We start from the raw sequence: 23,464 nt of genomic DNA, 5'->3' as shown, positions 1-23,464 counted from the left end.
TGAAAACGATGCCGTTTAGGCAATTTTTGAACACCCACGTACCACAACCACGAGCCGGTCCGGGACTGGAGGGCCTTTTACAGGCTATAATCTCCGGTTCTGTCTCCGAAATACCGTATTCCGCTCTTTAAAGGAGCGAGAACTCCGAATAAGCGGAAGCATTGTTGGTCGGGTTGCGACGCCTCGAGCGTGCGCGCTCGACCACGCTGCGCTGCACACCGGAGATCTCCATGCTCCCCTAAAAATACTGGTTCTCGGATTCTTTCTCTTCTTTGGCTGAAATCTGTGTAAAGGGGGGTTGGGATGTCCGATCTGGCTACCCACGCCAAGCTGGCGCGTTCGCTCGCCCAGCTTCCGGTAAATGTCTACTTCGACGACGCGCTGTTGCAGCGTGAATTGCAGCAATTGTTTCTCAAGGGCCCCCGCTATGTCGGGCACGAGTTGATGGTTCCCGAGAAGGGCGATTTCGCGACCCTGAAATCGGAGAACGAGGGTCGCATGCTGGTGCGCAACGCACAGGGCATCGAGTTGATGTCGAACGTCTGCCGCCACCGCCAGGCACTGATGTTCAATGGCCGGGGGAACGCCAAGAACATCGTCTGCCCGCTGCACCGCTGGACCTACGACCTGAAGGGCGAGCTGATCGGCGCACCGCATTTCGCGGACACGCCCTGCCTGAACCTGTCCAGGACGCCGCTGCAGAACTGGAACGGCCTGCTGTTCGAACAGAACGGCTACGACGTGATGGACAAGCTGAAGCACATGTCCGTCACGAAGGACCTGGATTTCTCGGGCTATATGTTCGACCACGTCGAGGTGCACGACTGCGACTACAACTGGAAGACCTTCATCGAGGTCTACCTGGAGGATTACCACGTCGAGCCCTTCCACCCGGGCCTGGGCAACTTCGTCAGCTGCGACGACCTGCGCTGGGAATTCGGTCCGGACTACAGCGTCCAGACCGTGGGCGTGCATCGCGGCCTGCAGAAGTCCGGCTCGCCGGCCTACAAGGCGTGGCAGGAACAGGTCCTGAAGTTCAACAACGGCCAGGCACCGAAATACGGCGCGATCTGGCTGACCCTGTATCCGAACATCATGGTCGAGTGGTATCCGAACGTGCTGGTCGTGTCGACCCTGTGGCCGCTGGGTCCGCAGAAGACGCGCAACGTCGTCGAGTTCTACTACCCGGAAGAATTCGTCCTGTTCGAGCGCGGCTTCGTCGACGCGGAACGCGCCGCCTACATGGAGACGTGCGTCGAGGACGACGAGATCGCCCTGCGCATGGACGCCGGCCGCAAGGCGCTGATGGCGCGCGGCGTGACCGAGGCGGGGCCGTACCAGTCGCCGATGGAAGACGGCATGCAGCACTTCCACGAGTGGTATCGCGGCAAACTCGACGATATTCCTCCGGGGATGTGATGGTTAGTCGCTGATGGCCCCACTCTGGATGTTGTTCGCCAGCTTCCTGTTCGCCGCCATGGGCGCGGCAGTGAAGCTGGCTTCCTCGCTCTACTCGACCTCGGAAATCGTGATGTACCGGGGTGTCATCGGCGCCCTGCTGTTGCTCCCGATGATCCGCCTGCAGGGCGGCAACTTCAAGACACCCTTCCCGAAAGAACACCTGTGGCGCAGCGTCGTCGGCGTGGTCTCGCTGTGGATGTGGTTCTACGCGATCGCCAAACTGCCGCTGGCGACCGCCGTGACCCTCAACTACATGGCGCCGATCTGGCTCGCCGCCTACATGTTCGTCACCGGCTGGTGGCGCGGCAAGGGCTTGCCCGAATGGCCGCTGGCCCTCGCCATCGCCATGAGCTTCGTCGGCGTGACGCTCGTGCTGCGGCCGGCCGTCGAGACGCATGAATGGGTCGGCGGCCTCGTCGCCATCGGCTCGTCCGTGATCGCCGCGATGGCCTATATGCAGGTGCGCCGCCTGGGCCAGATGGGCGAGCCGGAATACCGCGTCGTGTTCTATTTTTCCGTCACGATGGGCCTGGCGGGCCTCGTCGGCTCGCTGCTCGGCAACGGCATGAATACGTTCCGCCCGCAATCGTGGCACGGCATGGGCCTGCTGCTGGCGATCGCCGCCAGCGGCCTGGGCGCCCAGATCGCGATGACGCGCGCCTACCGCATCGGCAAGGTGCTCGTCGTCGCCAACCTGCAGTACACGGGCATCGTCTTTTCCAGCCTGTGGGGCATGATGCTGTGGGGCGACGTGTTCGACTGGCACGTCTGGCTGGGCATGGGCGTGATCCTGGCCTCCGGGATCGCCGCGACGTTCTACAATACGACGCGCACGGCGCGCGGCGCCGTCGTCAAGGAAACCGATCCCATCGCCAGCGAATAAAGGAGTGCCATGTCCAGCTTCACGACCCTGATCGAACCCGCCGCACTGGCCGCACACGTGAATGACCCCAAATGGGTCGTCGTCGACTGCCGCCACGACTTGATGAACCTCGCCGCCGGCCGGGACGCCTATGCGGCCGGCCACATCCCGGGCGCCGTCTTCGCCGACATGGAGACGGAACTGTCGGGCGCCAGGCGCGACGCCGCGGGCAACTTCCGCGGCCGCCATCCGCTGCCGGAGCAGGACGCGTTCATCGAGCTGCTGCGCGGCTGGGGCGTGGACGACGACACGCAAGTCGTCGCCTATGATGCGCACGGCGGCATGTACGCCGCGCGCCTGTGGTGGATGCTGCGCTGGGTCGGCCACGGCGCCGTCGCCGTGCTGGATGGCGGCCTGCCCGCCTGGCAGGCGGCGGGCCAGCCCGTCGTCACCGATACGCCGGCCCCGCGCGCACGCGGCACCATCGCTTCGCGCCCGGCCCTCGTGACGACGGTCGACGTGAACGCGATCCTGCACAACGTGGAACACGGCGGCAAGACCATCGTCGACGCGCGCGCGCCGGACCGCTTCCGCGGCGAGAACGAGACGATCGACCCGGTCGGCGGCCACATCCCGGGCGCGAAGAACCGCTTCTTCAAGGACAACCTGCAGGCCGACGGCCGCTTCAAGGCGCCGGATCAACTGAAGGCGGAATTGGGGGTGGCGGTGGGCGATCCGCAGGACGCCATCATGCAATGCGGTTCCGGCGTGACCGCGTGCCACAACCTGCTGGCGCTGGAAGTGGCCGGGATGCCGGGTGCGGCGCTGTATCCGGGATCGTGGAGCGAGTGGACGGCGGATCCGCAGCGCGCGGTGGCGACGGGGACGGCCTGAATGTTCAGCCAAGCCGTCGTTCCCGCGAAGGCGGGGATCCAGGTTTTACGCGCAGTGGCAGCGCTTGCAAAATCGGGCCCCTGCCTTCGCAGGGGCGACGTTCATGGGCCGCGTCGATTAATGACTGAAGTCGTACGGCGCCGGCAAAAAGTCCGCCAGCGTGAACAACACGACCGACAGCACGAGGGCCACGACCACGTAGGCGAAGCGCGACGGCTTGTCGCGCAATGCTGCAATCCATTCACTCAAGAGCTTCGCCATGCCGGCCTCCGTTCAGCTAACGGCCCAGCATAGGTCGCGAGGAATCGCCCTGTCAACCGCAGGGCGCAGCGTTTAGTATCTTAATGGCCGTGCGTCAGGACCAGCACGATGACGACGCCGAGGCCGATCAGCAGGACTTGCGGAATGGATTCGCGCACGGTGGCCCGGCGCTGCATCTGCGGCATCAGGTCGCTCACGGCGATGTAGATGAAGCCGGACGACGCGAACACCAGCACATAGGGAATCAGGTCGCTGGCGCGGTCCAGGGTCGCATACCCGAGTATCCCGCCCAGCACGGCCAGCAGGCTGCACAACAGGTTGAACACGTAGGCGCGCACGCGCGAGAAGCCGGCGTTCAGCAGCACGATGAAGTCGCCGATCTCCTGCGGGATCTCGTGGGCGATGATCGCCACGCCGGTGACGATGCCCAGTTGCGGATTGGCGAGGAAGGCGGCCGCGATCAGGATGCCGTCCGTGAAGTTGTGCATGCCGTCGCCGATCAGGATCATCCAGCCGGCGCGCCCGGCCTGGCGCGCGTCGTGGCCATGCGCGTGATGGTGCCCGTCGCCCTCGTGATGGTGCGAATGGCGCAGCAGCGCCACCTTCTCCAGCAGGAAGAACGCGAGCAGGCCGCCCAGCAGGGTGGCGAACAGCGCATGCGTGTCGGCCTTCGACTCGAACGCTTCCGGCAACGCATGCAGCAGCGACGTCGACAGCATGATGCCGACCGACAGGCTGACCATGCGTTCGACGACCTTCGACAGCAGCGTAAAGGAAAACACCGCGGCGGCCGTGATGCTGACCACGCCCGCCAGGCCGGTGGCCAGCAGGATGGAGATGAGAATCGGGTCGATCTGGAAGCCTCTTCTTTTTCTGGGGGCGTGCGGATGCACACGCCCCGGGCGCAAACCGTTGATTGTAACCCGACGGGCGTGCTGCCGTCAGCCGGCGCCGTGTTCGCGGAACCAGGCCAGCGCGCGCGCGAAGCCGTCGCGGGCATCCTTCGCGTTGTAGCTCGGGCGGTAGTCGGCGTAGAACGCGTGGCCGGCGTCGGGGTAGACGACGATCGCGGAATCGCTGGTCCCCTGGCCCAGCGCGGCCGTCATCCGTTCGACCGTGGCGACCGGGATGCCGGTGTCCTTCGCGCCATACAGGCCGAGCACGGGCACGGTGAGCGTGGACGCGACGTGGATCGGGTGCGCCGGCTGGCCCGGCGGATTCGGATCGGCCACCAGCTTGCCGTACCACGCCACGGCCGCCGTCACGCGCGGGTTGTGCGCCGCGTACAGCCACGTGATGCGGCCGCCCCAGCAAAAGCCGTTGACGCCGAGCCGGTCGATATCGCCGCCGTTCTCGCCGGCCCAGGCCACGCAGGCGTCGATGTCGCCCATCACCTGGGCGTCCGGCGCCTTGCGGACGATCTGCGCCATCAGCGTCGGGATGTCGGGGATCGTGGACGGGTCGCCCTGGCGGATGAAGAAATCGGGGGCCAGCGCGAGGTAGCCCTGTCTGGCGAAGCGGCGCGCCACGTCGGCGATGTGTTCGTGCAGGCCGAAGATCTCGGACACGACGATCATCACCGGGAGCTGGTCCTGCCCCGCCGGGCGGGCGACATACACGGGCACTTCCTGGCCGTCGATGGCCAGGCGGATGGTGCCGACGGCCAGGCCGTCGGACTCGGTGTGGATCACGGACTGCGCCGCGATGGGTAGCGCGGCCGCCGCGAAGCCGCTTGCGTTGTCGTTCATCGCCTTCCTTCGTTGGGTCTTGAAAGGCTTGCTATCTTAGCAGCGGCGGCGGCGGCGCGCTTGCTCAGGGTGCCAGCGTGAAATCGGCCTTGGTCGCGTTGGCCGTCGAAATATCGACGGCGTCGATGGCCTTGGTCGTGTAGCCCGTGCCGGCCGCCTCGACGCGGTACTTGCCCACGCCCGGCAGCACCGTCGTCGCTGCCGTGAAGGTCAGCGGCAGGGTCGCGCTGTAGACGGCGTACTGCGGCGCCGTCACCGGCAGGTTCGCGATCGCGTACGCACCGGTGGAAATATCGGCGCCGGCATACTTGACGGTCACCGTCGGACCGGCGGCGAACGTCTGCTTCGCCGACACATAGGCCGCCTCGGTGGCGTTCGCGGGCAGGGTCACGGTGCCCGCGATCGAGCCCGTCGCGCCGGCAGGCAGGTCGAGCGGCGCGCCCGTGGTGCTCAGCACCGTACTGCCGCTGGCCGCCACCGGCACGGCGCCGACCACGCCCGCCGCATGGCCGTCGGCCGTGATCACCACGTCGTAGTTACCGGTCGCCAGGTGCGACAGGAAGAATTCGCCCGTCGCCGCATTCGGCACGGTGGACGCGATCACGACGCCGTTCTGCTGCGCCGACACGGTCGCGTGGCTGCCCAGCAGCGACGCGGCGACGACGCCGGAGATACCGACGGCGGCCGTCGGCACGACCTTCACGACGGGTTTCAACAGGTAGCGGCCCTTCCCTTGCGTGACCACCGATTTGCAGGCGTCGAAGTCGAGCACGAGGTCGACCTGCTGGCCGGCCGCGACATCGAATTCCCTGGTCAGCTTGATGCCGCTCTGCGTGGCGCTCGGCGTCACTAGCGCCTGTTCGGTGCCGCCCGTTGGCACGACGGTATTCGCGTTCGCATCCAGCACGAGGCGCAGCTGCGAATAGTGGCCGGCGGGCAGCGGCGTCTGGCCCAGCGTGTCGAGCACGCCGTTGGTCAGGTTCAGCAGGTTGATCTTCCGGGCCGGGTTGAGGGTGATGTCGGTCCAGCCCGCGTCCGTCTCGCCCGCGCTGGCGCTGGCATTGACGCGGACCTTGCTGACCGTGACGTTGACGGCATCGAAACCGCAGGCCGGCGCATCGGTCAGCGCGACGCTCAGGGTACCCGTGGACGCGGTGGTCGCCGGTCCCGGCGTGCCCGAGCCTCCGCCGCCGCCGCCGCAGGCGACGAGAGTGGTTGCGATCAGAGCGCTGCCTGCCAGCAGCCCGGCTTGGTGGAATGTGTTGTTCATGGTGTGTGCCTTTTGTGGAAATGCCCGCCTCGTCACGGACGGTACATACAATCTACATTCCAGCTGGAAATTTTTATGTTAAGCAACGCACATTGAAACGTCTGCTTACACCTGAAGCATCTTGTAGCGGTTAGAACATACTGAACAAGATATGTTTGACAACATAATATGGCTGAGTATTCTGCGTGGCACTCACCCACTTGCGAGGACCATCATGACTACTTCCATCACCGTCAACGGCATGCAGATCCACGTCGAAGAACACGGCACCGGCAAGCCGCTCGTGCTGCTGCACGGCGGGATCATGGCCAGCGAAGCGTTCGGCCCGAACATCGCCGCGCTGGCCGCGGGTCGCCGCGTGATCGCCATCCACCTGCAAGGCCACGGCCACACGCCGGACGTGGACCGCCCGCTGCGCTTCGAAACGCTGGCGGACGATGTCGCGGGCGTGATCCGGGAACTCGGCCTGGGCAAGGCCGACCTGCTGGGGTATTCGTTCGGCGGCGGCGTCGCGCTGCAAACGGCGATCCGGCATCCGGACGTCGTCGACCGGCTGATCGTCGTGTCGGCGGCGGCCAGCCGGAACGGTTTTTATCCGGAAGTGCGCACGGCCTTCGACCACATGGACACGCAGGCCGCGCAGATCGGCGCCCACGTCGCGCAGTCGCCGCTGGGCAAGCTGTATCCGGCCGTGAACTGGGAAACGGCTTTCCGCAAGATGGGAGAATTACAGAGCCGCGACTACGACTGGATGCCGCAGGTGAGTGGCATCCAGGCGCCGACGATGCTGGTGTTCGCGGATGCGGATGCGATCACGCTGGACCACATCGCCGGGTTCTACAAGGCGCTCGGCGGCGGCCAGCGCGACGCGGGGCTGGATGGGTCATTGCGCGCCGCCGCCCGGCTGGCCATCGTGCCGGGGACGACGCATTACAACCTGCTGGCGACGACGGAAGTCGCGCGCTTGGCGGGGGCGTTCTTACAGGCTCAGTGAGCCTCCTCCCAGTTCGTTCCAACACCGGTTTCGGCCACCAGCGGCACCTTCAGCGTGGCCACGCCGCCCATCAGTTCCGGCAGCTTCTGCTTGACGAGTTCCAGTTCGTCCTGCGGCACTTCCAGCACCAGTTCGTCGTGCACCTGCATCACCATGCGGGTGCGCAGGGCATCCTTCTCGATCCAGTCCTGCACGGCGATCATGGCGAGCTTGATCAGGTCCGCCGCGGTGCCCTGCATCGGCGCGTTGATCGCGGCCCGTTCGGCGCCGGCGCGGCGCGGGCCGTTCGGCGAGTTGATCTCCGGGAGCCACAGGCGGCGGCCGAATACCGTTTCGACAAAGCCCCGCTCCTTCGCGAGCAAACGGGTCTCGTCCATGTAGCGCTTGACGCCCGCGAAGCGCTGGAAATAGCGCTCGATGTAGTTGCTCGCGGCGCCCCGTTCGATGCCCAGGTTCTGCGCGAGGCCGAACGCGCTCATGCCGTAGATGAGGCCGAAGTTGATGACCTTCGCGTAGCGCCGCTGCTCGCTCTGCACTTCTTCCGGCGGCAGGCCGAAGATCTCGGCGGCGGTGGCGCGGTGGATGTCCTCGCCGGCCGCGAACGCGCGCAGCATCGCCTCGTCTTCCGAGATATGGGCCATGATGCGCAGCTCGATCTGCGAATAGTCGGCCGACACGATCACGCTGCCCGCCGGCGCCACGAACGCTTCGCGGATGCGCCGGCCTTCGCTCGTGCGCACGGGGATGTTCTGCAGGTTCGGATCGTTCGACGCCAGGCGGCCCGTGATGGCGACGGCCTGCGCGTAGTTCGTGTGCACGCGGCCCGTCTTCGGGTTCACCATCTTCGGCAGCTTGTCGGTGTACGTCGACTTCAGCTTGGAGAGGCCGCGGTGCTCCAGCAGGATCTTCGGCAGCGGATAGTCTTCCGCCAGCTTTTGCAGGACCTCTTCATCGGTGGACGGCGCGCCGGTCGCCGTCTTCTTGATGACGGGGAGCTGCAGCTTGCCGAAGAAGATCTCGCCGATCTGCTTGGGCGAGCCGAGGTTGAACGGGCCGCCGGCCAGTTCATACGCCTGCTGCTCCAGTTCCATGATGCGCGCGGCCAGCTCGTTCGACTGCGCCGCCAGCTTGTCCGCGTCGACCAGCACGCCGTTGCGCTCGATCTTCTGCAGCACGACGGACGTCGGCAGCTCGATGCTGCGGTAGATATAGTCCAGGCCCTTGTCGCTTTCCACGTGGCCGATCATCGCGTGGTGCAGGCGCAGGGTGATGTCGGAGTCCTCGGCCGCGTACTCGGTCGCGCGGCCCAGTTCCACCTGGTCGAAGCAGATCTGGTTCACGCCCTTGCCGCACACGTCGACGAAGGGAATGGTCGTATAGCCCAGGTGGCGCAGCGCCATCGTGTCCATGTCGTGCGGTTTGTGCGATTCGAACACGTACGACTGCAGCAGGGTGTCGTGCACGATGCCGCGCAGTTTCACCCCGTGGTTTTCGAAGATGTGGCTGTCGTATTTCAGGTTCTGGCCCAGCTTCGGCTTGTCCGGATTTTCCAGCCACGGCTTCATGCGCTCGAGGACGTCCTCGCGGTTCAGCTGCTCCGGCACGCCGGCGTAGCGGTGCGCGAGGGGGATGTACGCGCCCTTGCCCGCCTCCACCGACAGCGAGATACCGACCATTTCGGCCGTCATCGGGTCGAGCGACGTCGTCTCCGTGTCGACGGAAGTCAGTGCCGCCTGGTCGATCAGCGCGAGCCAGCGCTCCAATTGCTCCTGCGTGGTGACGGTCTCGTACTCGCCCTTGATGATCGGCATGCCCGGTTGCGTACCCGCCGCGCCTTCCGGCGAATTCAGCGCCGGCGCACCGGGCGCGCCAGGCATGCCGTACTTGCCCGCGTTGCCGGGGCCGATCTCGCGCAGCATCGTTTTAAAGCCGTAGCGCTGGAAGAAATCGCGCAGCGCGTCCTTGTCCTCGGGGCGCCCGATGAGCGTCTCCTCGATCGACACGACGTGGCCCACGAGGTCGCAGTCCGTCTTCACGGTGATCAGTTCGCGGCCCTTCGGCAACCATTCCAGCGCGGCGCGCAGGTTCTCGCCGACGGCGCCCGTGATGCTGTGGGCGTTCTCGATCACGCCGTCCAGCGAGCCGTGCAGGGTCAGCCACTTGAGGGCCGTCTTCGGGCCGCACTTGGTGACGCCGGGGACGTTGTCGACGGTGTCGCCGATGAGGGTCAGGTAGTCGATGATGCGGTTCGGCGGCACGCCGAACTTGGCCAGCACGCCCGCTTCGTCGAGCTTTTCGTTGCTCATCGTGTTGATCAGCATGACCTTGTCGTTGACGAGCTGGGCGAGGTCCTTGTCTCCGGTCGAGACGACCGTGTTCAGGCCGCGCGCCGTCGCCTGCGCCGCGAGCGTGCCGATGACGTCGTCCGCTTCGACGCCCTCCACCATCAGGATCGGCCAGCCCATGTGACGCACGACTTCGTGGATCGGCTCGATCTGCCTCGCCAGGTCTTCCGGCATCGAGGCGCGCGTCGCCTTGTATTCGGGATACAGGTCGTCGCGGAAGGTCTTGCCCTTCGCGTCGAACACGCAGGCGATGTACGCGGCCGGGAAGTCCGCGCGCAGGCGGCGCAGCATGTTGACCATGCCGTGCATCGCGCCGGTCGGGTAGCCGTCCGGGCTGCGCAGGTCGGGCAGCGCATGGAAAGCGCGGTAGAGATAGCTGGAACCGTCGACGAGAAGCAGGGTGTTGTCCATAGGGCAGAGTAAAAAGTGGGCCGCGGCGGCACGGCAAAACGTGCGCCATTATCGCAGAATCGGAAATGGAGAAAAGCTGGGCAGGCAATGTCATCCAGATGGGGACGAAGCCACACTTTTCACAGAGAAGTGGCGCCCTTTGTTACAATGGACTAAACGACAAAGGTGATCATCATGCCGCGTACCCCTATCCGCCTCGCCACTTTCGCGCTGTTCCTGACTTGCCAGGCAGGATTGGCCGCGGCCCAGCAGCAGACCACGCAGCCGACCCCGAGCCCGGCACCGCCGAAACTCGAGCGTATCGAGCCGGGCAGCGACGTTCCCGCGACGACGATTCCGCCGAAGCGCGGCACCCAGATCAAGGAAACGCGCGACGGCGGCCAGGTCACCGAAGTCGAAGTCACCACGCCCGGTGGCAGCCATTACTACATGAAACCGAACACCCAGCCCGGCAACGCGCAGACGAATTCGATCCGCGCGCCGCAGTGGAAGGTGGGTGAGTTCGATCTGTCGGGCAAGCGGAAAGCCACGAGCGAATCCGGCACCAACGCCCCGACGACGGCCGACGTGCCGCCTCCTCCTCCCATGCCGGCTACCGCCGAGCCAGAGAAGAAGTAACAAGCCCGGTCGCCTGAGGCGACCGCTACCGCGACTTTTCTTTCCTACACAATGGCAGTCTTCACCCCGGTCACGCTGGATGACCTCTCCCAGTGGATCAAGCAATTTCCTCTTGGCAAAGCACTCGCGCTCAAGGGCATCGCGAGCGGTATCGAAAACAGTAATTTCTTTCTGACGACGGAACGCGGCGAGTACGTCCTCACCATCTTCGAAAACCTCAGCTTCGAGCAACTGCCCTTCTACGTGCAGCTGATGCGCCACCTGGCCGAGCGCGGCATTCCCGTGCCGGCGCCGGTGGCGAACGACGCCGGCGAGCTCGTCGTGGCATTGCACGGCAAGCCGGCCGCCATCGTCAGCAAGCTCGACGGCAGTTCGCAGATGGATCCGCAACCGGTCCACTGCGCCGAAGTGGGCACGATCCTCGCGAAGATGCACCTGGCCGGGCGCGACTTCCCGCTGCAGCAGCCGAACCTGCGCGGGCTGGACTGGTGGGTCGAGACGGTGCCGAAGGTCTTGCCGTTCCTCGATGCCGAGACGGCCGCGCTGCTGCAATCCGAACTGGCATTCCAGCGCGAGTTCGCGGCTGGTCCGACGTACGCCGAGCTGGAACGCGGCCCCGTCCACGCCGACCTGTTCCGCAACAACGTGATGTTCGTCGGCGAACGCCTGTCCGGCTGCTTCGACTTTTATTTTGCCGGCTGGGACACGTGGCTGTTCGACCTGGCCGTCACCGTCAACGACTGGTGCATCGACCTGGACACCGGCCGCCTCGACGAGGCACGCGTCGTGGCGCTGACGCGCGCCTACCACGCGGTGCGTCAATTTACGCCAGCCGACCAGGCGGCATGGCTGCCCATGCTGCGCGCAGCGGCGCTGCGCTTCTGGCTGTCGCGCCTGTATGATTATCACCGTCCGCGCGAAGCCGAAATGCTCACGCCGCACGATCCGACTCACTTCGAAAGAGTCCTGCGCGAGCGCATCGCACGGGGCGCCCCCAACTTGACAGCATGAACGATTTACCCGCACGTACCGGATGGGAGTGGCTGAAACAAGGCATGGGCCTGTTCCGCAAACAGCCTGCCGCCCTGACGACGCTCCTCTTCGCCAATATCCTGTTCAGCATCGGCCTGTCGGCCGTGCCGATCCTGGGTTCGGTACTTGCGGTCGTATTGATTCCGTCGTTCACGATGGCCTTCATGCAGGCGTGCCTGATGATCGAGAACGGCGACCGGGTCACCCCGGCCGTGCTGCTGACGGGCTTCCGCCAGCCGGCGCTGGTCGCGCTGTGCAAGCTGGGACTCGTCTACCTGGCCGTGTCGCTGCTGATGATGGTGATCACCCGGCTGGCGATTCCGCCCGAGGTGATCATGCAGATGATGCCGCGGCCGGACGCCAAGACGCCGCCCAACGTGCAGACGTCGCACATGCTGGCCCTGTTCGGCGTCTTCCTGCTGGACGTGGCCGTGCTGGTGACGCTGTGCTTCGCCGCCCCGCTCACCTACTGGAAGCACATGGGACCGGGCAAGGCCACGTTCTACAGCTTCTTCGCCGTCATCCGCACGGCGCGCCCGTTCCTCGTGCTGCTGGCGGCGTGGTTCGGCATCTTCTTCGGCGTATGCATCGTGGCCGCACTGGTGTTCGGCGACGCGGCGCTGGGCCGCGTCGTGCTGATGTGGCTGATCTTCCTGTTCATGCTGCTGCTGCAGTGCGCGATGTATGCGGGGTACCGCACCATCTTCGGCAAGCCGATGGAGAAGGCAGCGCAGCCGGTATGACGTCGGCGTCATGGTGGGCACAGGGCCCCACCATGACGCGTACATGCTCAGCGGCCGATCCGCTCCAGCTTGGCCACCGACAGGTCGAGCACCTTCATGCCCGCCGCGCCAAAATTGATCTGCGCGCGCGCGTTGCTGCCGCCGCCTTCGATGTTGACGATCACGCCCTCGCCGAAGCGCGCGTGACTCACCGATTCCCCGATGCGCCAGCCGGTGCCGTTGCCGCTGGTCGACTTTTGCGCGATCTGCTTGGCGATGTGGTTGTCGGTGCCGCCTTCGCGGAACGTAGCGTCGTCCCATGCCGTCGTCGACTTGCGGCCCGCGAACCAGTTCGTCTGCACGCGCGGCGTCAGCCATTTCAGCGCGTGCTCCGGCAGCTCGTCGAAGAAGCGCGACTTCATGTTGAAGCGCGTCTGGCCGTGCAGCATGCGCTGTTGCGTAAAGCTCATGTACAGGCGCCGGCGCGCGCGCGTGATCGCCACGTACATCAGGCGGCGTTCCTCGTCCACGCCGTCCATCTCGCGCGCGCTGCTCTCGTGCGGGAACAGGCCCTCTTCCAGGCCCGTGATGAACACGGCGTCGAATTCCAGGCCCTTCGCAGAGTGCACGGTCATCAACTGGATCGCTTCCTGGCCGGCCTGCGCCTGGGCGTCGCCCGCTTCCAGCGATGCGTGCGCGAGGAAGGCGGACAGCGGCGACATCACGGCCGCCAGCGGCGCGTCGCCATCGAGCACCTCGACGCCGTCGCCGTCGACGATCGCCGTGCCGCTCGCCGCGGCCGCCTGCGGGCCGAGGTGGGCCGGAGCATGCGTACCAAAACCTTCTTCCTGCACGAACTGGGTGGCCGCACCGACCATCTGCTGCAAGTTCTCGATGCGTTCCTGGCCCTCTTTCTCGTTGCCGTAGTGCGCGAGCAGCGTGCTGCGCTCGAGCACGACGCGCACCATTTCCGGCAGCGGCAATTGCTGGGTCTCGAAACGCGCGCTCTCGATCAGTTTCACGAAGTTGCCCAGCGCCGTGCCCGCCTTGCCCGTCATGTAGGGCACGGCCGCGTACAGCGACACGCGGTACGACTCCGCCGCCATCTGCAGCTGCTCGATCGAGCGGGCGCCGATGCCGCGCGTCGGGAAATTCACGACGCGCAGGAATGCCGAGTCGTTGTGCGGGTTGTCCATCAACTGCAGGTAGGCGATGGCGTGCTTGACCTCGGCGCGCTGGAAGTAGCGCAGGCCGCCGTACACGGTGTACGGCAGGCCGGCCGCGAACAGCGCGTGCTCGATCACGCGGCTCTGCGCGTTGGAGCGGTACAGCACGGCGATCTCGCTTTTCGACACGCCTTCGGCCATCAGGCTCTTCGCTTCGTCGATGATCCACTGCGCCTCTTCCAGGTCGGACGACGCTTCGTAGATGCGCACCGGCTCGCCCAGCCCCGCGTCCGTGCGCAGGTTCTTGCCGAGGCGTTTCGCGTTGTTCGAGATGAGGTGGTTGGCGCTGTCGAGGATATTGCCGTGCGAGCGGTAGTTCTGCTCCAGCTTGATCAGGTTCTTCACCTCGAAGTCGCGTTCGAACGCCTGCATATTGCCCACGTTCGCACCGCGGAACGCGTAGATGCTCTGGTCGTCGTCGCCGACGGCGAACAGGGCGCCGCCGCGCTGCTCGCCGTGGCCCGCCAGCAGCTTCAGCAGGTTGTATTGCAGGTCATTCGTGTCCTGGAACTCGTCGACGAGGATGTGGCGGAAGCGCATCTGGTAATGCTGGCGCAGCGGGTGATTACGCTGCAGCAGTTCGTAGGCGCGCAGCAGCAGCTCGGCGAAGTCGACGACGCCTTCGCGCTGGCATTGCTGGTCATACAGGTCGTACAGCTCGGCCATGCGCTTCTGCACGTGGTCGTACGCCTCGACCTCGTGCGCGCGCTGGCCCCGGTCCTTGGCGTTGTTGATGAAGTACATCAGGTCCTTGGCCGGGTACTTCTCGTCGTCCACGTTCAGCGCTTTCAGCATGCGCTTGATCATCGACAGCTGGTCTTGCGAATCGAGGATCTGGAACGTCTGCGGCAGCGCGGCGTCGCGGTGGTGCGTGCGCAGCAGGCGGTTGCACAGGCCGTGGAACGTGCCGATCCACATGCCGCGGGTATTCACCGGCAGCATCGCCGAGAGGCGCGTGAGCATCTCCTTCGCGGCCTTGTTGGTAAACGTCACGGCCATGATGCCGGCCGGGGACACCTGCCCGGTCTGGATCAGCCAGGCGATGCGGGTGGTCAGCACCCGCGTCTTGCCGGACCCGGCGCCCGCGAGAATGAGGGCGCTCTGGGACGGCAGCGTGACGGCCGCCAGTTGTTCGGGGTTCAGATTGTCGAGGAGATTCATGAGGGCATTATAAAACGTCGGGGCGCCCTCGGCATCGCCGCGGCAGGATTTTTACTGATGATATATACAGTATCACAACATTCGAACATGCCTTCGCAAATGTTTCCGCAAGGCTCGCGGGCGCCGGGTTGATCGCTTTTGACGTACTTTTGACGACAGATGCGGTCCAGCTCCTGATGCGGGCATGGACCGGTTTTGTGTAACGCAAGCGAACGCAATAGCATAAGGAGGTAACAAATGCTGAACCGTGTAGTGACGGTCGCCGCGCTGGCCGTGGGCGGCATGATGCTGTCCAAAAAACTCAAAGGCAATAAATCGGGCATGGACTCGTCGATCATCGAAACCATCGAGGTCAACGTCCCCGTGCGTACCGCCTATAACCAGTGGACCCAGTTCGAGGACTTCCCGCAGTTCATGGGCAGCGTCCATGAAATCCGCCAGCTGGACGACAAGCACCTGCACTGGAAGGCCAACGTGGCCGGCGAAGAGAAGGAATGGGATGCCGAGATCACGGAACAGATCCCGGACAAGCGCATCGCCTGGCGCAGCACGAGCGGCGTGCCGAACGGCGGCGTGGTGTCCTTCCACAAGATCTCGGACGACGTCACCCGCATCACCCTGCAGATGGATTACCAGCCGGAAGGCGCGATCGAGAAGATCGGCGACGCCCTCGGCGCCGTCCGCCTGGAAGCCCGCGGTAACCTGCAGAAGTTCAAGGACCTGCTCGAGAAGCGCGGCAAGGAAACGGGCGCATGGCGCGGCAGCATCTCGCAGCACTGAGCACGACGCCTCTCATGAGCGCCGCCCGCCGGGCGGCGTTTTTTTTGGCAGGCGGACGTTGCGGACACGACCGACGGTGCGTTACCTAACACGGTACATGGGCGACCGGGGAGTAGGATGAAACCCTGACGGCATATCGGAATATGCCGGGCAACCGTTGAGGAGAAACCCATGGCAACGACAGACGACTCCGTACGGTCGAGGACGCAGGACGCGTTCCCCGTCGACAATCCCGTCCAGGCCCTAAAGCGCGACCACGACCTGGTGCGCAAGCTCGCCGACGCGTACCGGAACACGCAAAGCGCCGACGTCCGGAAGCAGGCGGCGACCCAGCTGATCCAGGCGATCCACATGCACTCGCGCCTCGAGGAAGGCGTGTTCTATCCCGGCGTGCGCCGGGTGGACCCGAACCTGATCGCCCGCTTCGAGGAAGACCACCTCGCCGTCGACGACCTGCTGGCCACGCTGCAAGGCATGTCGCTGGACGAAGCCCGCACCGAGCCGCTGGTACGCGAACTCATCGATGCCGTCCTGAGCCATATCCGCCAGGAAGAAGAACAGCTATTCCCCGAACTCAAGCAGGCGGCGCTCGACCTGACGTCGATCGGGATGGAGATGCAGGCCTTCGAGGCCAATCTCGTGCATATGCAGGCGCAGCTGAGCGATCAGGCCTCGCGGCGCTGAACGCGCCCTCTATTCGCCGTCGTTCCCGCGCACGCGGGAACCCATGCTGAGCATCCCCTGTCAGCTCAGTATGGATCCCCGCTTCCGCGGGGATGACGGTCAAAATACCGTTACCACACGCGGCAGCGCTTTTCCTTCACCATCGGCTGCCCCGCCTTGCACTGGAACGCCTGCTGGAACTGCGGCATGTTCACCATCAGTCCATTGACGCGATAACGCCCCGGCGAGTGCGGGTCCGTCATCGCGCTCACGCGCAGGTTTTCCGGACGATTGTTTTCGCAAGCCCATTGCGCGTAGCCGACAAAGAACCGCTGCTCCGGCGTGAGGCCGTCGCGCAACGGCTGCGGTTGCGCCTTCTGCGGCATCGCCGCCATCTCCGTTTGCCACGCCATCCAGCCAAGGATCAGCCCGCCCAGGTCGGCGACATCCTCGCCCAGCGTGAGCTTGCTGTTGATCTTGATGTCGTCGACGACCGTGTACTGCGCGTACTGGTCGACGATGCACTGGGCCCGGTCCTCGAACGCCTTGGCATCCTTCTTCGTCCACCAATCCTTCAGGTTGCCGTCGGCGTCGAACTGGCGGCCTTCGTCGTCGAAGGCGTGCGTCAGTTCATGGCCGATGGTGCCGCCCGTGTTGCCGTAGTTCGGCGCGTCGTCCATCTTCGGATCGAACAGCGGCGGCTGCAGCACGCCCGCCGGAAAATTGATGTCGTTCATCTGCGGATCGAAGTACGCATTCACCGTCGGCGGCGTCATGCCCCACTCGGTGCGGTCGAGCGGCTGGCCGATCTTGGCCAGCTGGCGCCGTGCCTCGAACCGGTTGCCGCGCTCGACGTTGCCGGCGAAATCGCCCGCCTTCACGACGTAGGCGCTGTAGTCGCGCCACTTGTCCGGGTAGCCGATCTTGTTGACGATGGCGGCCAGCTTCGTTTGGGCCTGCTGCTTCGTCTCCGCGCTCATCCAGTCGAGTTCGTCGATGTCCTTCTTCATCGCGTCTTCGATCTGGCGCGTCATGTGCAGCGCCTTGTCCTTCAACTCGGGCGAGAATGCGCGGCCGACGAATTCCTGGCCCAGCGCTTCGCCGAGTTGATGGTCTACGAGCGCCACGCAGCGCTTCCAGCGCGGTTGCTGCTGCTGCACGCCGCGCAGCGTCTTGCTGAAGAAATCGAAGTGCTCGTTGTCGAAGTTCGACGCCAGCACCGGCGACATATTGCGCGCCACGTGCCAGCGCAGGTACGTGCGCGTGGCATCGAGGCCGTTCGTCGTCCACATCTTGCCGAGCGCCTTGAAGAACGCGGGTTCGGTGACGTTGAACGTGCCCAGGCCGCCCTCGCCCAGCTCGCCGAGGTAGGCGTGCCAGTCGAAGCCCGGCGTCAATGCCTGCAGGCCTTGCGCGTCGACCTTGTGGAACAGTTTATGCGGGTCGCGCTTGTCGACGGCCGACAGCGATGCCTTCGCCAGCGTCGTCTCCATCTGCATCACGCGTGCCGCGTTGCGCTGCGCGACCGCGGGCGTATCGCCCAGCAGCTTGAACGTGTTCGCAATGTGGGCGACGTATTTGGCGCGGATTTCCTTCGACCTGGCGTCAGTCTTGAGGTAAGCGTCGCGGTCCGGCAGGCCCAGGCCGCCCGCGACGGCGAACGCGATCACGCGCGAGGAATCCGCGAAATCCTGGCTCGACGAGAAGCCGAAGAACAGGCCCGGATCCGCGAGCGCCAGTTGCAGGCGCGCGAGCACGCGCGGCAGGTCGCGGTTCGAATGGATGGTTGCGATCTCGTCGAAGTACGGCGTCAGCGGCGCGGCGCCGCGCGCTTCGATCGCCTTTTCGTCCATGCAGGCGCCGAAGTAATCGCCGATCTTTTGCTGGTTCGCGTTGCGCCCGTCCTGGCGCTGCGCCAGGTCTTCGAGGATGCCCCACAGGTAGCGGCGGTTGTCCAACGCCAGCTTGCCGTACACGGACCAGCGCGCCTGGTCGGCGGGGATCGGATTGTTCTTGATCCAGCCGCCGCACGCGTACTGGTAAAAATCGACGCAGGGATCGGCGCTGCGGTCCATCGAGTTCACGTCCAGGCCCGGCGTGTACGGGAACGATGTGGCGGGACGCTCGGCCGGGGCCCGGGCGGTGGCGATGGAGGCGCATCCCGCCAGGACGGCAGAGACGGCAAGACGAAGAGACAATCGCATGAATATTCCTGGTAAGAATGGCAGAAAACGGGCCGCGTCGTGCGCGGCCCGTCATGCTGCCATGCTGTGGTCATTCATGCAATGCGATATCGCGGATCGCGTAACCCTCCGGCAAGGCGAACGTGGACGCCGGCACGTCGCCGAACTTGAGGTTGTCGACGCCGGTACAGGGTCTGGAATGCGGCCTCGTCGCCCTGTCGGATCGCGCGCAGCAGTTGTAAGTCGTCGGTCTCGTTCACGTCGGGTTCGTTCGTTCTTTACTTTTATTTGAACAGGATCGCCGAAAAGTACCCGAATATTTACAAAACAGGAAAATGTAGTATTGCTACTGTTTACTAAGCGATAATTTTGTAGTTCAATAACAAAAACAACACCAAGGAAGCCCATGCACATCGCCCGTGACGCCGACCCCGCCCTGCTCCCCGCTCTCGCCGCCGGCGGCGTGCGCTTCGTCTTCGATGGCCCGGCAGACTTGCGCACCGTCGCGCTGGCCGGCACCTTCAACAGCTGGGTTGGCGACGCCTGCATGCTCGAACGCGTGACACCGACCCGCTGGACCTGCACCCTGCCGCTGCCGCCCGGCCGCCACCTGTACAAATTCGTCCTCGACGACACGCACTGGATCGCCGATCCCGCCAACCCGTGGATGTCGGAGGATGGCCAGGGCAATTCCTGTGTCACCGTCTGCCTGGACGGCACCGTGTTCCTGCGCCGGCGCGGCCTGCGTGCGGAAGCGCCGGGCGTGCCGTACCGGAATCATCAAGCGTTGACGAGCCCCGCGTGGCTGCCCGACGCCGTGGTCTACCAGCTGTCGGTACGCGCGTTCGGCGGCGACTTCGACGGCGTGCGTGCGCGCCTCGGCCACCTTGCCGACCTGGGCGTGAACACGATCTGGATGATGCCGATCCACCCGATCGGCGTGGCCGGCCGGCGCGGCAGCCTGGGCGACCCGTATGCGGTGCGCGACTTCGAGGCCATCGACCCGGCGCTCGGCGACGAAGACGGCCTGCGGCGGCTGGTGGACGCGATCCACGCGCGCGGCATGCGCATCGTGTTCGACTGGACGCTGAACCGCAGCAGCGTCGACCATCCGCTGACGGTGACGCACCCCGACTGGTTCCAGCGCGACCGCGCAGGCAACGTGATGTACGCCGTGCCGCGCCGCGCGTATTTCGCCGGCTTCGATTTCAGCAATCCCGATCTGCGCCGCTACCTGGTCGATACGATGTGCCGCTGGGTCGAACGCTTCGGCCTGGACGGCATGCGCTTCGACGATTCCGACATCACGCCGACGGATTTCCTGGACGAGATCCGCGCGGCGCTGGCCGCGGTGCGGCCCGACATCGCGCTGATCTCGCAGGCCTACGACGAATTCCACCATGTCGCGGCCTGCGACCTCACCTACGAAGGCGGCACGCGCGAGATGCTGCGCCGCGTGGCGCACGGGGAAGCGGGCGCGCGCGAGTTCGCGCAATACTGGAACGAATCGATCTACAGCTTCCCGCGCGGCGCGCTGCGCCTGCGCTGGCTGGAAGAGAAGGAACAGCCGCGCGCCGACGCGGTGTTCGGCCACGACGCGCACCTGGCCGCGGCAAGCGTGCTGCTGACGATGGACGGCGTGCCGCACATCCTGATGGGCCAGGAATTCGGCGAGTCCGGCTGGCGCGACTGGACGGTGTTGTTCGACGACTGGCGCCTCGACTGGTCGAAGTTCGACCACGCCGCATTCGCCCACTTCAGCGCCCTGGTCAATCTGCGCCGGCGCCACCCTGCCCTGCGCCGCGGCGCGACCGTCTTCATCGACGGCTTGCCGGACGGCGTCATCGGGATGGTGCGCAGCCTGGACGGCGAGCGCATCGTGGTCTATGCGAACCTGGCGTCGACGACGGCCGCCCTGCCGGATGGCATGGGCGTGCCGCTGTACGCCCGCGGCTGGGACCAGGACGCCGGCAGCCTGGATGCCCACGGCTGCCTCATCGCGCCGCTGCGCTGACGTTTCAAACCTGCGGCGCCGGCTGCGCCAGGCCCTTGTCCAAAGCTTCGCGGATCAGGGCGCGCACGGTCTTGTCGGCCGTGCGGCTTTCCGCATCCATGCGCTTGCCGAGGGCGTCCATCTGCTTGCCCAGCGCATCCATCGGCTTGCCGGCATCGTTCATGCGGCGCTCGAGCGCGTGCATCTTCGCCTCGTCCGGCTTCGTACCTGCGGCAGCGCGTTCCATGTCCTTGCCGAGGGCGTCCATCACCTTGCCGTGCTTGTCCATTTCGCGGCCGCGGACGTCCATCTCCTTGCCGAGCTTGTCGACGGGTTCCCACGCCTTGCGTGCCCGCGCCAGCACGCCGGCATCCTGCACGATGTAAGGCTTGCCGCCGTCGCGGAACCATAAAAAGTCGCCGCTGATCCGCTTGCGCAGGGTCTTGATGGTCGACCAGTCGACGCTGTCGCCCGTCATGCTGGTGCCGCGCTCGCCGTCGCGCACGAGTGCATAGGGCTCGCCGCGGTCGGCGGCGTGGGTGGGGATGACGGTTGCCAGCGCGAGGCCGGCGACCGCGATGAGTTGCTTGAGGCTAGACATGGTTTTCCTCCGTGTGGACGCGCGTTGCGATGACAGCACGATAGCGGTGCGCGCGCTGTACCGCGACGCGCGTGCGACAGGCCGCAGGAAACGCGGAACAGACGGAGGAAATACGAGAAGGCGGCGCGGCCGGCGCCGCCGGGCCGGTCAAAACACCACAACCGAACGGATCGACTCGCCCTTCTTCATCAGGTCGAAGCCGTCGTTAATCTGGTCGAGCGTCAGATGGTGGGTGATGAGATCATCGATATTGATCTTGTTTTCCATGTACCAGTCGACGATCTTCGGCACGTCCGTACGGCCGCGCGCGCCGCCGAACGCGGAACCCTTCCACACGCGGCCCGTGACGAGCTGGAACGGACGCGTCGCGATTTCCTTGCCCGCTTCCGCCACGCCGATGATAATCGACTGGCCCCAGCCCTTGTGGCAGCACTCCAGCGCCTGGCGCATCGTCGTGACGTTGCCGATGCATTCGAACGAGTAATCCGCGCCGCCGTCCGTCAGCTGGACGATGGTGTCGACGACGTTCTCGACTTCCTTCGGATTGACGAAGTGCGTCATGCCGAACTTGCGCGCCATCTCTTCGCGGCCGGGGTTGAGGTCCACGCCGATGATTTTATCGGCGCCGACCATCCTGGCCGCCTGGATCACGTTCAGGCCGATGCCGCCCAGGCCGAACACGACGACGTTCGCGCCCGCCTCGACCTTCGCCGTGAAGATCACGGCGCCGATGCCCGTCGTGACGCCGCAGCCGATGTAGCAGATCTTGTCGAACGGCGCGTCCGAACGGACTTTCGCCAGCGCGATTTCCGGCACCACGATGTAGTTCGAAAAGGTGGACGTGCCCATGTAGTGGTAGATCGGCTTGCCGTCCAGCGAGAAGCGCGACGTCGCATCCGGCATCAGGCCGCGGCCCTGCGTCGAACGGATGGCCTGGCACAGGTTCGTCTTTTGCGACAGGCAGAATTTGCACTGGCGGCATTCCGGCGTGTACAGCGGGATGACGTGGTCGTCTTTACGGAGGCTCGTCACGCCCGGGCCGACGTCGACGACGACGCCGGCGCCCTCATGGCCCAGGATGGCCGGGAAGATGCCTTCCGGGTCGGCGCCGGACAGCGTGTAGTAGTCGGTATGGCAGATGCCCGTCGCCTTGACTTCGACGAGCACCTCGCCCGCCTTCGGGCCCTCGAGCTCGACCTCTTCGATCGTCAGCGGTTTCCCTGCCTGCCATGCAATCGCGGCCCTGGTTTTCATGTTGTCGGTCCCTGGAAGATGATGAAAGAAAGTTCGGCATGATACCAAGCCGGCGCAAAACCTACTTTGCCTTCAACCGTCCCGCGAACGCCCCGTGCAGGCTGTTGAGCAGTTCTTCCGCCGCCACGAGCTGCTCGGCCACTTCGTTGACCTTGCGCCGGCTCGAGCGCGCATGGTCGCGCAGCACCTCGAAGGCCGTGTTGCGGTCCGTCTGGTAGCGCGCCATCAGCAGCCCCACGGCCAGGCTCGTCTCGCGGCCCGCCGCCAGCGCCGCGTTCAGGTTCGCTTCGGTGCGGCGCAAGCGGCGGATCTCGTCGGCGCGGGCGAGCGCGGATTCGAACGCGGGCAACAGCCGCGCGGCGTCGACCGGCTTGACGACGAAGCCGACGGCGCCGTGGCTGGCGGCCTGGCGCGCCGTCTCGGCATCGTCGACCGACGACAGGAACATGAATGCGACCGACGTGTGCTCCTTGAGGCGGCGCGCCAGGTCGAGGCCGGACATGCCGGGCATGCTGATGTCGAGCAGGGCCAGCGCGATGTCGGCTTCGCGCTCGGCCACGCGCTGCAGCGCTTCGGCGGCGGATTCGGCCGTCATCGTCTCGTAACCGGAATGGTCCAGTACGGTTTTCAGGTAATCGAGCAGGAGGGGATCGTCGTCGACCAGCAGGATCAGCCGGCGGGGAGGCAGGTACGCGCTCATTGTGATGGTTCTCGCAGCGAAAGGTTGCACGCGACCGTTGCGGCGCGCAGTCGCATGGGCGCCTGCGGCGCGCCAAAAATATAACACGTTGACAAGCCGTCTCGTCAAAGAAATTCACAATCTCTGCGCTTACGCAACAACTGTTGCGCACGATTGAAATGCGATTGCATATGTATAACTTCTCAAAATAAACTGATTTCCGCTGCCCAAAGCGGGTAGCGAAGATGTATCGGTAGTTAGAGGAGTACGACCAATAAGCCGCGGCCCACAAGGCCAGCTGCGATA

The 23,464-nt window shown here is 65.3% G+C and carries 20 protein-coding genes; 10 read left to right on the top strand and 10 right to left on the bottom strand.

Features of this window, described 5'->3' with window-relative positions:
- Positions 1–303 precede the first annotated feature (303 nt).
- The 3 genes from ASD28_RS00735 to ASD28_RS00725 are packed head-to-tail and all read left to right on the top strand — an operon-like array spanning position 304 to position 3,217.
- Positions 304–1,419 carry an aromatic ring-hydroxylating dioxygenase subunit alpha gene (locus tag ASD28_RS00735; RefSeq protein WP_056122456.1) on the top strand — a complete coding sequence of 372 codons (1,116 nt, stop codon included), beginning with the start codon at positions 304–306 and terminating at the stop codon, positions 1,417–1,419.
- A gap of 13 nt (positions 1,420–1,432) precedes the next feature.
- The gene (locus ASD28_RS00730; RefSeq protein WP_056122453.1) at positions 1,433–2,344 is read left to right on the top strand and encodes a DMT family transporter; all 912 of its coding nucleotides are present in this window, start codon (positions 1,433–1,435) and stop codon (positions 2,342–2,344) included.
- A 9-nt stretch (positions 2,345–2,353) separates the two neighbouring features.
- Positions 2,354–3,217 carry a sulfurtransferase gene (locus ASD28_RS00725; RefSeq protein WP_056122450.1) on the top strand — a complete coding sequence of 288 codons (864 nt, stop codon included), beginning with the start codon at positions 2,354–2,356 and terminating at the stop codon, positions 3,215–3,217.
- A 117-nt stretch (positions 3,218–3,334) separates the two neighbouring features.
- Here ASD28_RS00725 and ASD28_RS31555 read toward each other — a convergent pair whose 3' ends face one another.
- The 4 genes from ASD28_RS31555 to ASD28_RS00710 all read right to left on the bottom strand — a co-directional run bounded on the left by ASD28_RS31555 (position 3,335) and on the right by ASD28_RS00710 (position 6,496).
- A complete protein-coding gene (locus ASD28_RS31555; protein ID WP_156403652.1) occupies positions 3,335–3,478 on the bottom strand; it encodes a hypothetical protein in 144 nt (47 codons plus the stop codon).
- Between the two features lie 80 nt (positions 3,479–3,558).
- Positions 3,559–4,260, bottom strand: coding sequence for a ZIP family metal transporter (locus ASD28_RS00720; protein ID WP_229411932.1), 702 nt, complete (start codon positions 4,258–4,260; stop codon positions 3,559–3,561).
- Positions 4,261–4,419: 159 nt separating this feature from the next.
- The gene (locus ASD28_RS00715; RefSeq protein ID WP_056122447.1) at positions 4,420–5,226 is read right to left on the bottom strand and encodes a dienelactone hydrolase family protein; all 807 of its coding nucleotides are present in this window, start codon (positions 5,224–5,226) and stop codon (positions 4,420–4,422) included.
- 64 nt (positions 5,227–5,290) lie between these two features.
- On the bottom strand, positions 5,291–6,496 hold the full coding sequence (locus ASD28_RS00710) for a DUF4382 domain-containing protein (RefSeq protein WP_056122444.1): 1,206 nt from the start codon (positions 6,494–6,496) through the stop codon (positions 5,291–5,293).
- A gap of 214 nt (positions 6,497–6,710) precedes the next feature.
- Between ASD28_RS00710 and ASD28_RS00705 the strand changes: the two genes are divergently transcribed.
- Entirely contained in the window at positions 6,711–7,490 is a 780-nt protein-coding gene (locus tag ASD28_RS00705) for an alpha/beta fold hydrolase (protein WP_056122439.1), read from the top strand.
- On the opposite strand, the gene polA is transcribed toward ASD28_RS00705, so the two are convergent.
- On the bottom strand, positions 7,484–10,246 hold the full coding sequence (polA, locus tag ASD28_RS00700) for a DNA polymerase I (protein WP_056122436.1): 2,763 nt from the start codon (positions 10,244–10,246) through the stop codon (positions 7,484–7,486). The genes ASD28_RS00705 and polA overlap by 7 nt on opposite strands.
- Positions 10,247–10,420: 174 nt before the next feature.
- Between polA and ASD28_RS00695 the strand changes: the two genes are divergently transcribed.
- Genes ASD28_RS00695 through ASD28_RS00685 form a run of 3 tightly spaced genes read left to right on the top strand, consistent with a single transcriptional unit; the run spans position 10,421 to position 12,639 of the window.
- Positions 10,421–10,864, top strand: a complete 444-nt coding sequence (locus ASD28_RS00695; RefSeq protein ID WP_082577038.1) for a DUF2782 domain-containing protein — start codon at positions 10,421–10,423, stop codon at positions 10,862–10,864.
- 51 nt (positions 10,865–10,915) lie between these two features.
- Entirely contained in the window at positions 10,916–11,875 is a 960-nt protein-coding gene (locus ASD28_RS00690) for a homoserine kinase (protein WP_056122429.1), read from the top strand.
- Complete coding sequence (locus ASD28_RS00685) at positions 11,872–12,639, top strand: BPSS1780 family membrane protein (protein ID WP_056122427.1); 768 nt, start codon at positions 11,872–11,874, stop codon at positions 12,637–12,639. Before ASD28_RS00690 ends, ASD28_RS00685 begins: the two co-directional genes overlap by 4 nt.
- Positions 12,640–12,686: 47 nt before the next feature.
- Here ASD28_RS00685 and ASD28_RS00680 read toward each other — a convergent pair whose 3' ends face one another.
- Positions 12,687–15,005 carry a UvrD-helicase domain-containing protein gene (locus ASD28_RS00680; protein ID WP_056122416.1) on the bottom strand — a complete coding sequence of 773 codons (2,319 nt, stop codon included), beginning with the start codon at positions 15,003–15,005 and terminating at the stop codon, positions 12,687–12,689.
- A 237-nt stretch (positions 15,006–15,242) separates the two neighbouring features.
- Between ASD28_RS00680 and ASD28_RS00675 the strand changes: the two genes are divergently transcribed.
- Both ASD28_RS00675 and ASD28_RS00670 read left to right on the top strand, forming a co-directional pair.
- Positions 15,243–15,785, top strand: a complete 543-nt coding sequence (locus ASD28_RS00675) for an SRPBCC family protein (RefSeq protein WP_082577021.1) — start codon at positions 15,243–15,245, stop codon at positions 15,783–15,785.
- Positions 15,786–15,956: 171 nt separating this feature from the next.
- Positions 15,957–16,469 (top strand): hemerythrin domain-containing protein, encoded by a 513-nt coding sequence (locus ASD28_RS00670; RefSeq protein WP_056122413.1) that lies wholly within the window; start codon positions 15,957–15,959, stop codon positions 16,467–16,469.
- Positions 16,470–16,579: 110 nt separating this feature from the next.
- Here the strand turns inward: ASD28_RS00670 and ASD28_RS00665 are convergent, their stop codons facing one another.
- Positions 16,580–18,652, bottom strand: coding sequence for a M13 family metallopeptidase (locus tag ASD28_RS00665; protein WP_056122411.1), 2,073 nt, complete (start codon positions 18,650–18,652; stop codon positions 16,580–16,582).
- Positions 18,653–19,037: 385 nt separating this feature from the next.
- Here ASD28_RS00665 and ASD28_RS00660 point away from each other — a divergent pair, with 385 nt between their 5' ends.
- The gene (locus tag ASD28_RS00660; RefSeq protein ID WP_056122408.1) at positions 19,038–20,645 is read left to right on the top strand and encodes an alpha-amylase family glycosyl hydrolase; all 1,608 of its coding nucleotides are present in this window, start codon (positions 19,038–19,040) and stop codon (positions 20,643–20,645) included.
- 4 nt (positions 20,646–20,649) lie between these two features.
- On the opposite strand, the gene ASD28_RS00655 is transcribed toward ASD28_RS00660, so the two are convergent.
- The 3 genes from ASD28_RS00655 to ASD28_RS00645 form a co-directional block, all read right to left on the bottom strand.
- Positions 20,650–21,225, bottom strand: a complete 576-nt coding sequence (locus ASD28_RS00655; RefSeq protein ID WP_056122405.1) for a hypothetical protein — start codon at positions 21,223–21,225, stop codon at positions 20,650–20,652.
- Positions 21,226–21,372: 147 nt separating this feature from the next.
- Entirely contained in the window at positions 21,373–22,479 is a 1,107-nt protein-coding gene (locus tag ASD28_RS00650) for an S-(hydroxymethyl)glutathione dehydrogenase/class III alcohol dehydrogenase (RefSeq protein ID WP_056122403.1), read from the bottom strand.
- 61 nt (positions 22,480–22,540) lie between these two features.
- Complete coding sequence (locus ASD28_RS00645) at positions 22,541–23,179, bottom strand: ANTAR domain-containing response regulator (protein ID WP_056122401.1); 639 nt, start codon at positions 23,177–23,179, stop codon at positions 22,541–22,543.
- Positions 23,180–23,464: the final 285 nt, after the last annotated feature.

The sequence above is a fragment of the Massilia sp. Root133 genome (assembly GCF_001426525.1).
Classification (GTDB): Bacteria; Pseudomonadota; Gammaproteobacteria; order Burkholderiales; family Burkholderiaceae_D; genus Telluria; species Telluria orientalis.
This window is presented reverse-complemented; position numbering and strand designations above follow the sequence as displayed.

Bases quoted from the DNA above. Each gene is read 5' to 3' on its own strand.
- ASD28_RS00670 (WP_056122413.1), top strand. From the start codon at position 15,957: ATGGCAACGACAGACGACTCCGTACGGTCGAGGACGCAGGACGCGTTC.
- ASD28_RS00655 (WP_056122405.1), bottom strand. From the start codon at position 21,225: ATGTCTAGCCTCAAGCAACTCATCGCGGTCGCCGGCCTCGCGCTGGCA.
- ASD28_RS00715 (WP_056122447.1), bottom strand. From the start codon at position 5,226: ATGAACGACAACGCAAGCGGCTTCGCGGCGGCCGCGCTACCCATCGCG.
- ASD28_RS00690 (WP_056122429.1), top strand. From the start codon at position 10,916: ATGGCAGTCTTCACCCCGGTCACGCTGGATGACCTCTCCCAGTGGATC.
- ASD28_RS00710 (WP_056122444.1), bottom strand. From the start codon at position 6,496: ATGAACAACACATTCCACCAAGCCGGGCTGCTGGCAGGCAGCGCTCTG.
- ASD28_RS00705 (WP_056122439.1), top strand. From the start codon at position 6,711: ATGACTACTTCCATCACCGTCAACGGCATGCAGATCCACGTCGAAGAA.
- ASD28_RS00660 (WP_056122408.1), top strand. From the start codon at position 19,038: ATGCACATCGCCCGTGACGCCGACCCCGCCCTGCTCCCCGCTCTCGCC.
- polA (WP_056122436.1), bottom strand. From the start codon at position 10,246: ATGGACAACACCCTGCTTCTCGTCGACGGTTCCAGCTATCTCTACCGC.
- ASD28_RS00735 (WP_056122456.1), top strand. From the start codon at position 304: ATGTCCGATCTGGCTACCCACGCCAAGCTGGCGCGTTCGCTCGCCCAG.
- ASD28_RS00695 (WP_082577038.1), top strand. From the start codon at position 10,421: ATGCCGCGTACCCCTATCCGCCTCGCCACTTTCGCGCTGTTCCTGACT.
- ASD28_RS00650 (WP_056122403.1), bottom strand. From the start codon at position 22,479: ATGAAAACCAGGGCCGCGATTGCATGGCAGGCAGGGAAACCGCTGACG.
- ASD28_RS00685 (WP_056122427.1), top strand. From the start codon at position 11,872: ATGAACGATTTACCCGCACGTACCGGATGGGAGTGGCTGAAACAAGGC.
- ASD28_RS00665 (WP_056122411.1), bottom strand. From the start codon at position 18,652: ATGCGATTGTCTCTTCGTCTTGCCGTCTCTGCCGTCCTGGCGGGATGC.
- ASD28_RS00645 (WP_056122401.1), bottom strand. From the start codon at position 23,179: ATGAGCGCGTACCTGCCTCCCCGCCGGCTGATCCTGCTGGTCGACGAC.
- ASD28_RS00675 (WP_082577021.1), top strand. From the start codon at position 15,243: ATGCTGAACCGTGTAGTGACGGTCGCCGCGCTGGCCGTGGGCGGCATG.
- ASD28_RS31555 (WP_156403652.1), bottom strand. From the start codon at position 3,478: ATGGCGAAGCTCTTGAGTGAATGGATTGCAGCATTGCGCGACAAGCCG.
- ASD28_RS00680 (WP_056122416.1), bottom strand. From the start codon at position 15,005: ATGAATCTCCTCGACAATCTGAACCCCGAACAACTGGCGGCCGTCACG.
- ASD28_RS00730 (WP_056122453.1), top strand. From the start codon at position 1,433: ATGGCCCCACTCTGGATGTTGTTCGCCAGCTTCCTGTTCGCCGCCATG.
- ASD28_RS00725 (WP_056122450.1), top strand. From the start codon at position 2,354: ATGTCCAGCTTCACGACCCTGATCGAACCCGCCGCACTGGCCGCACAC.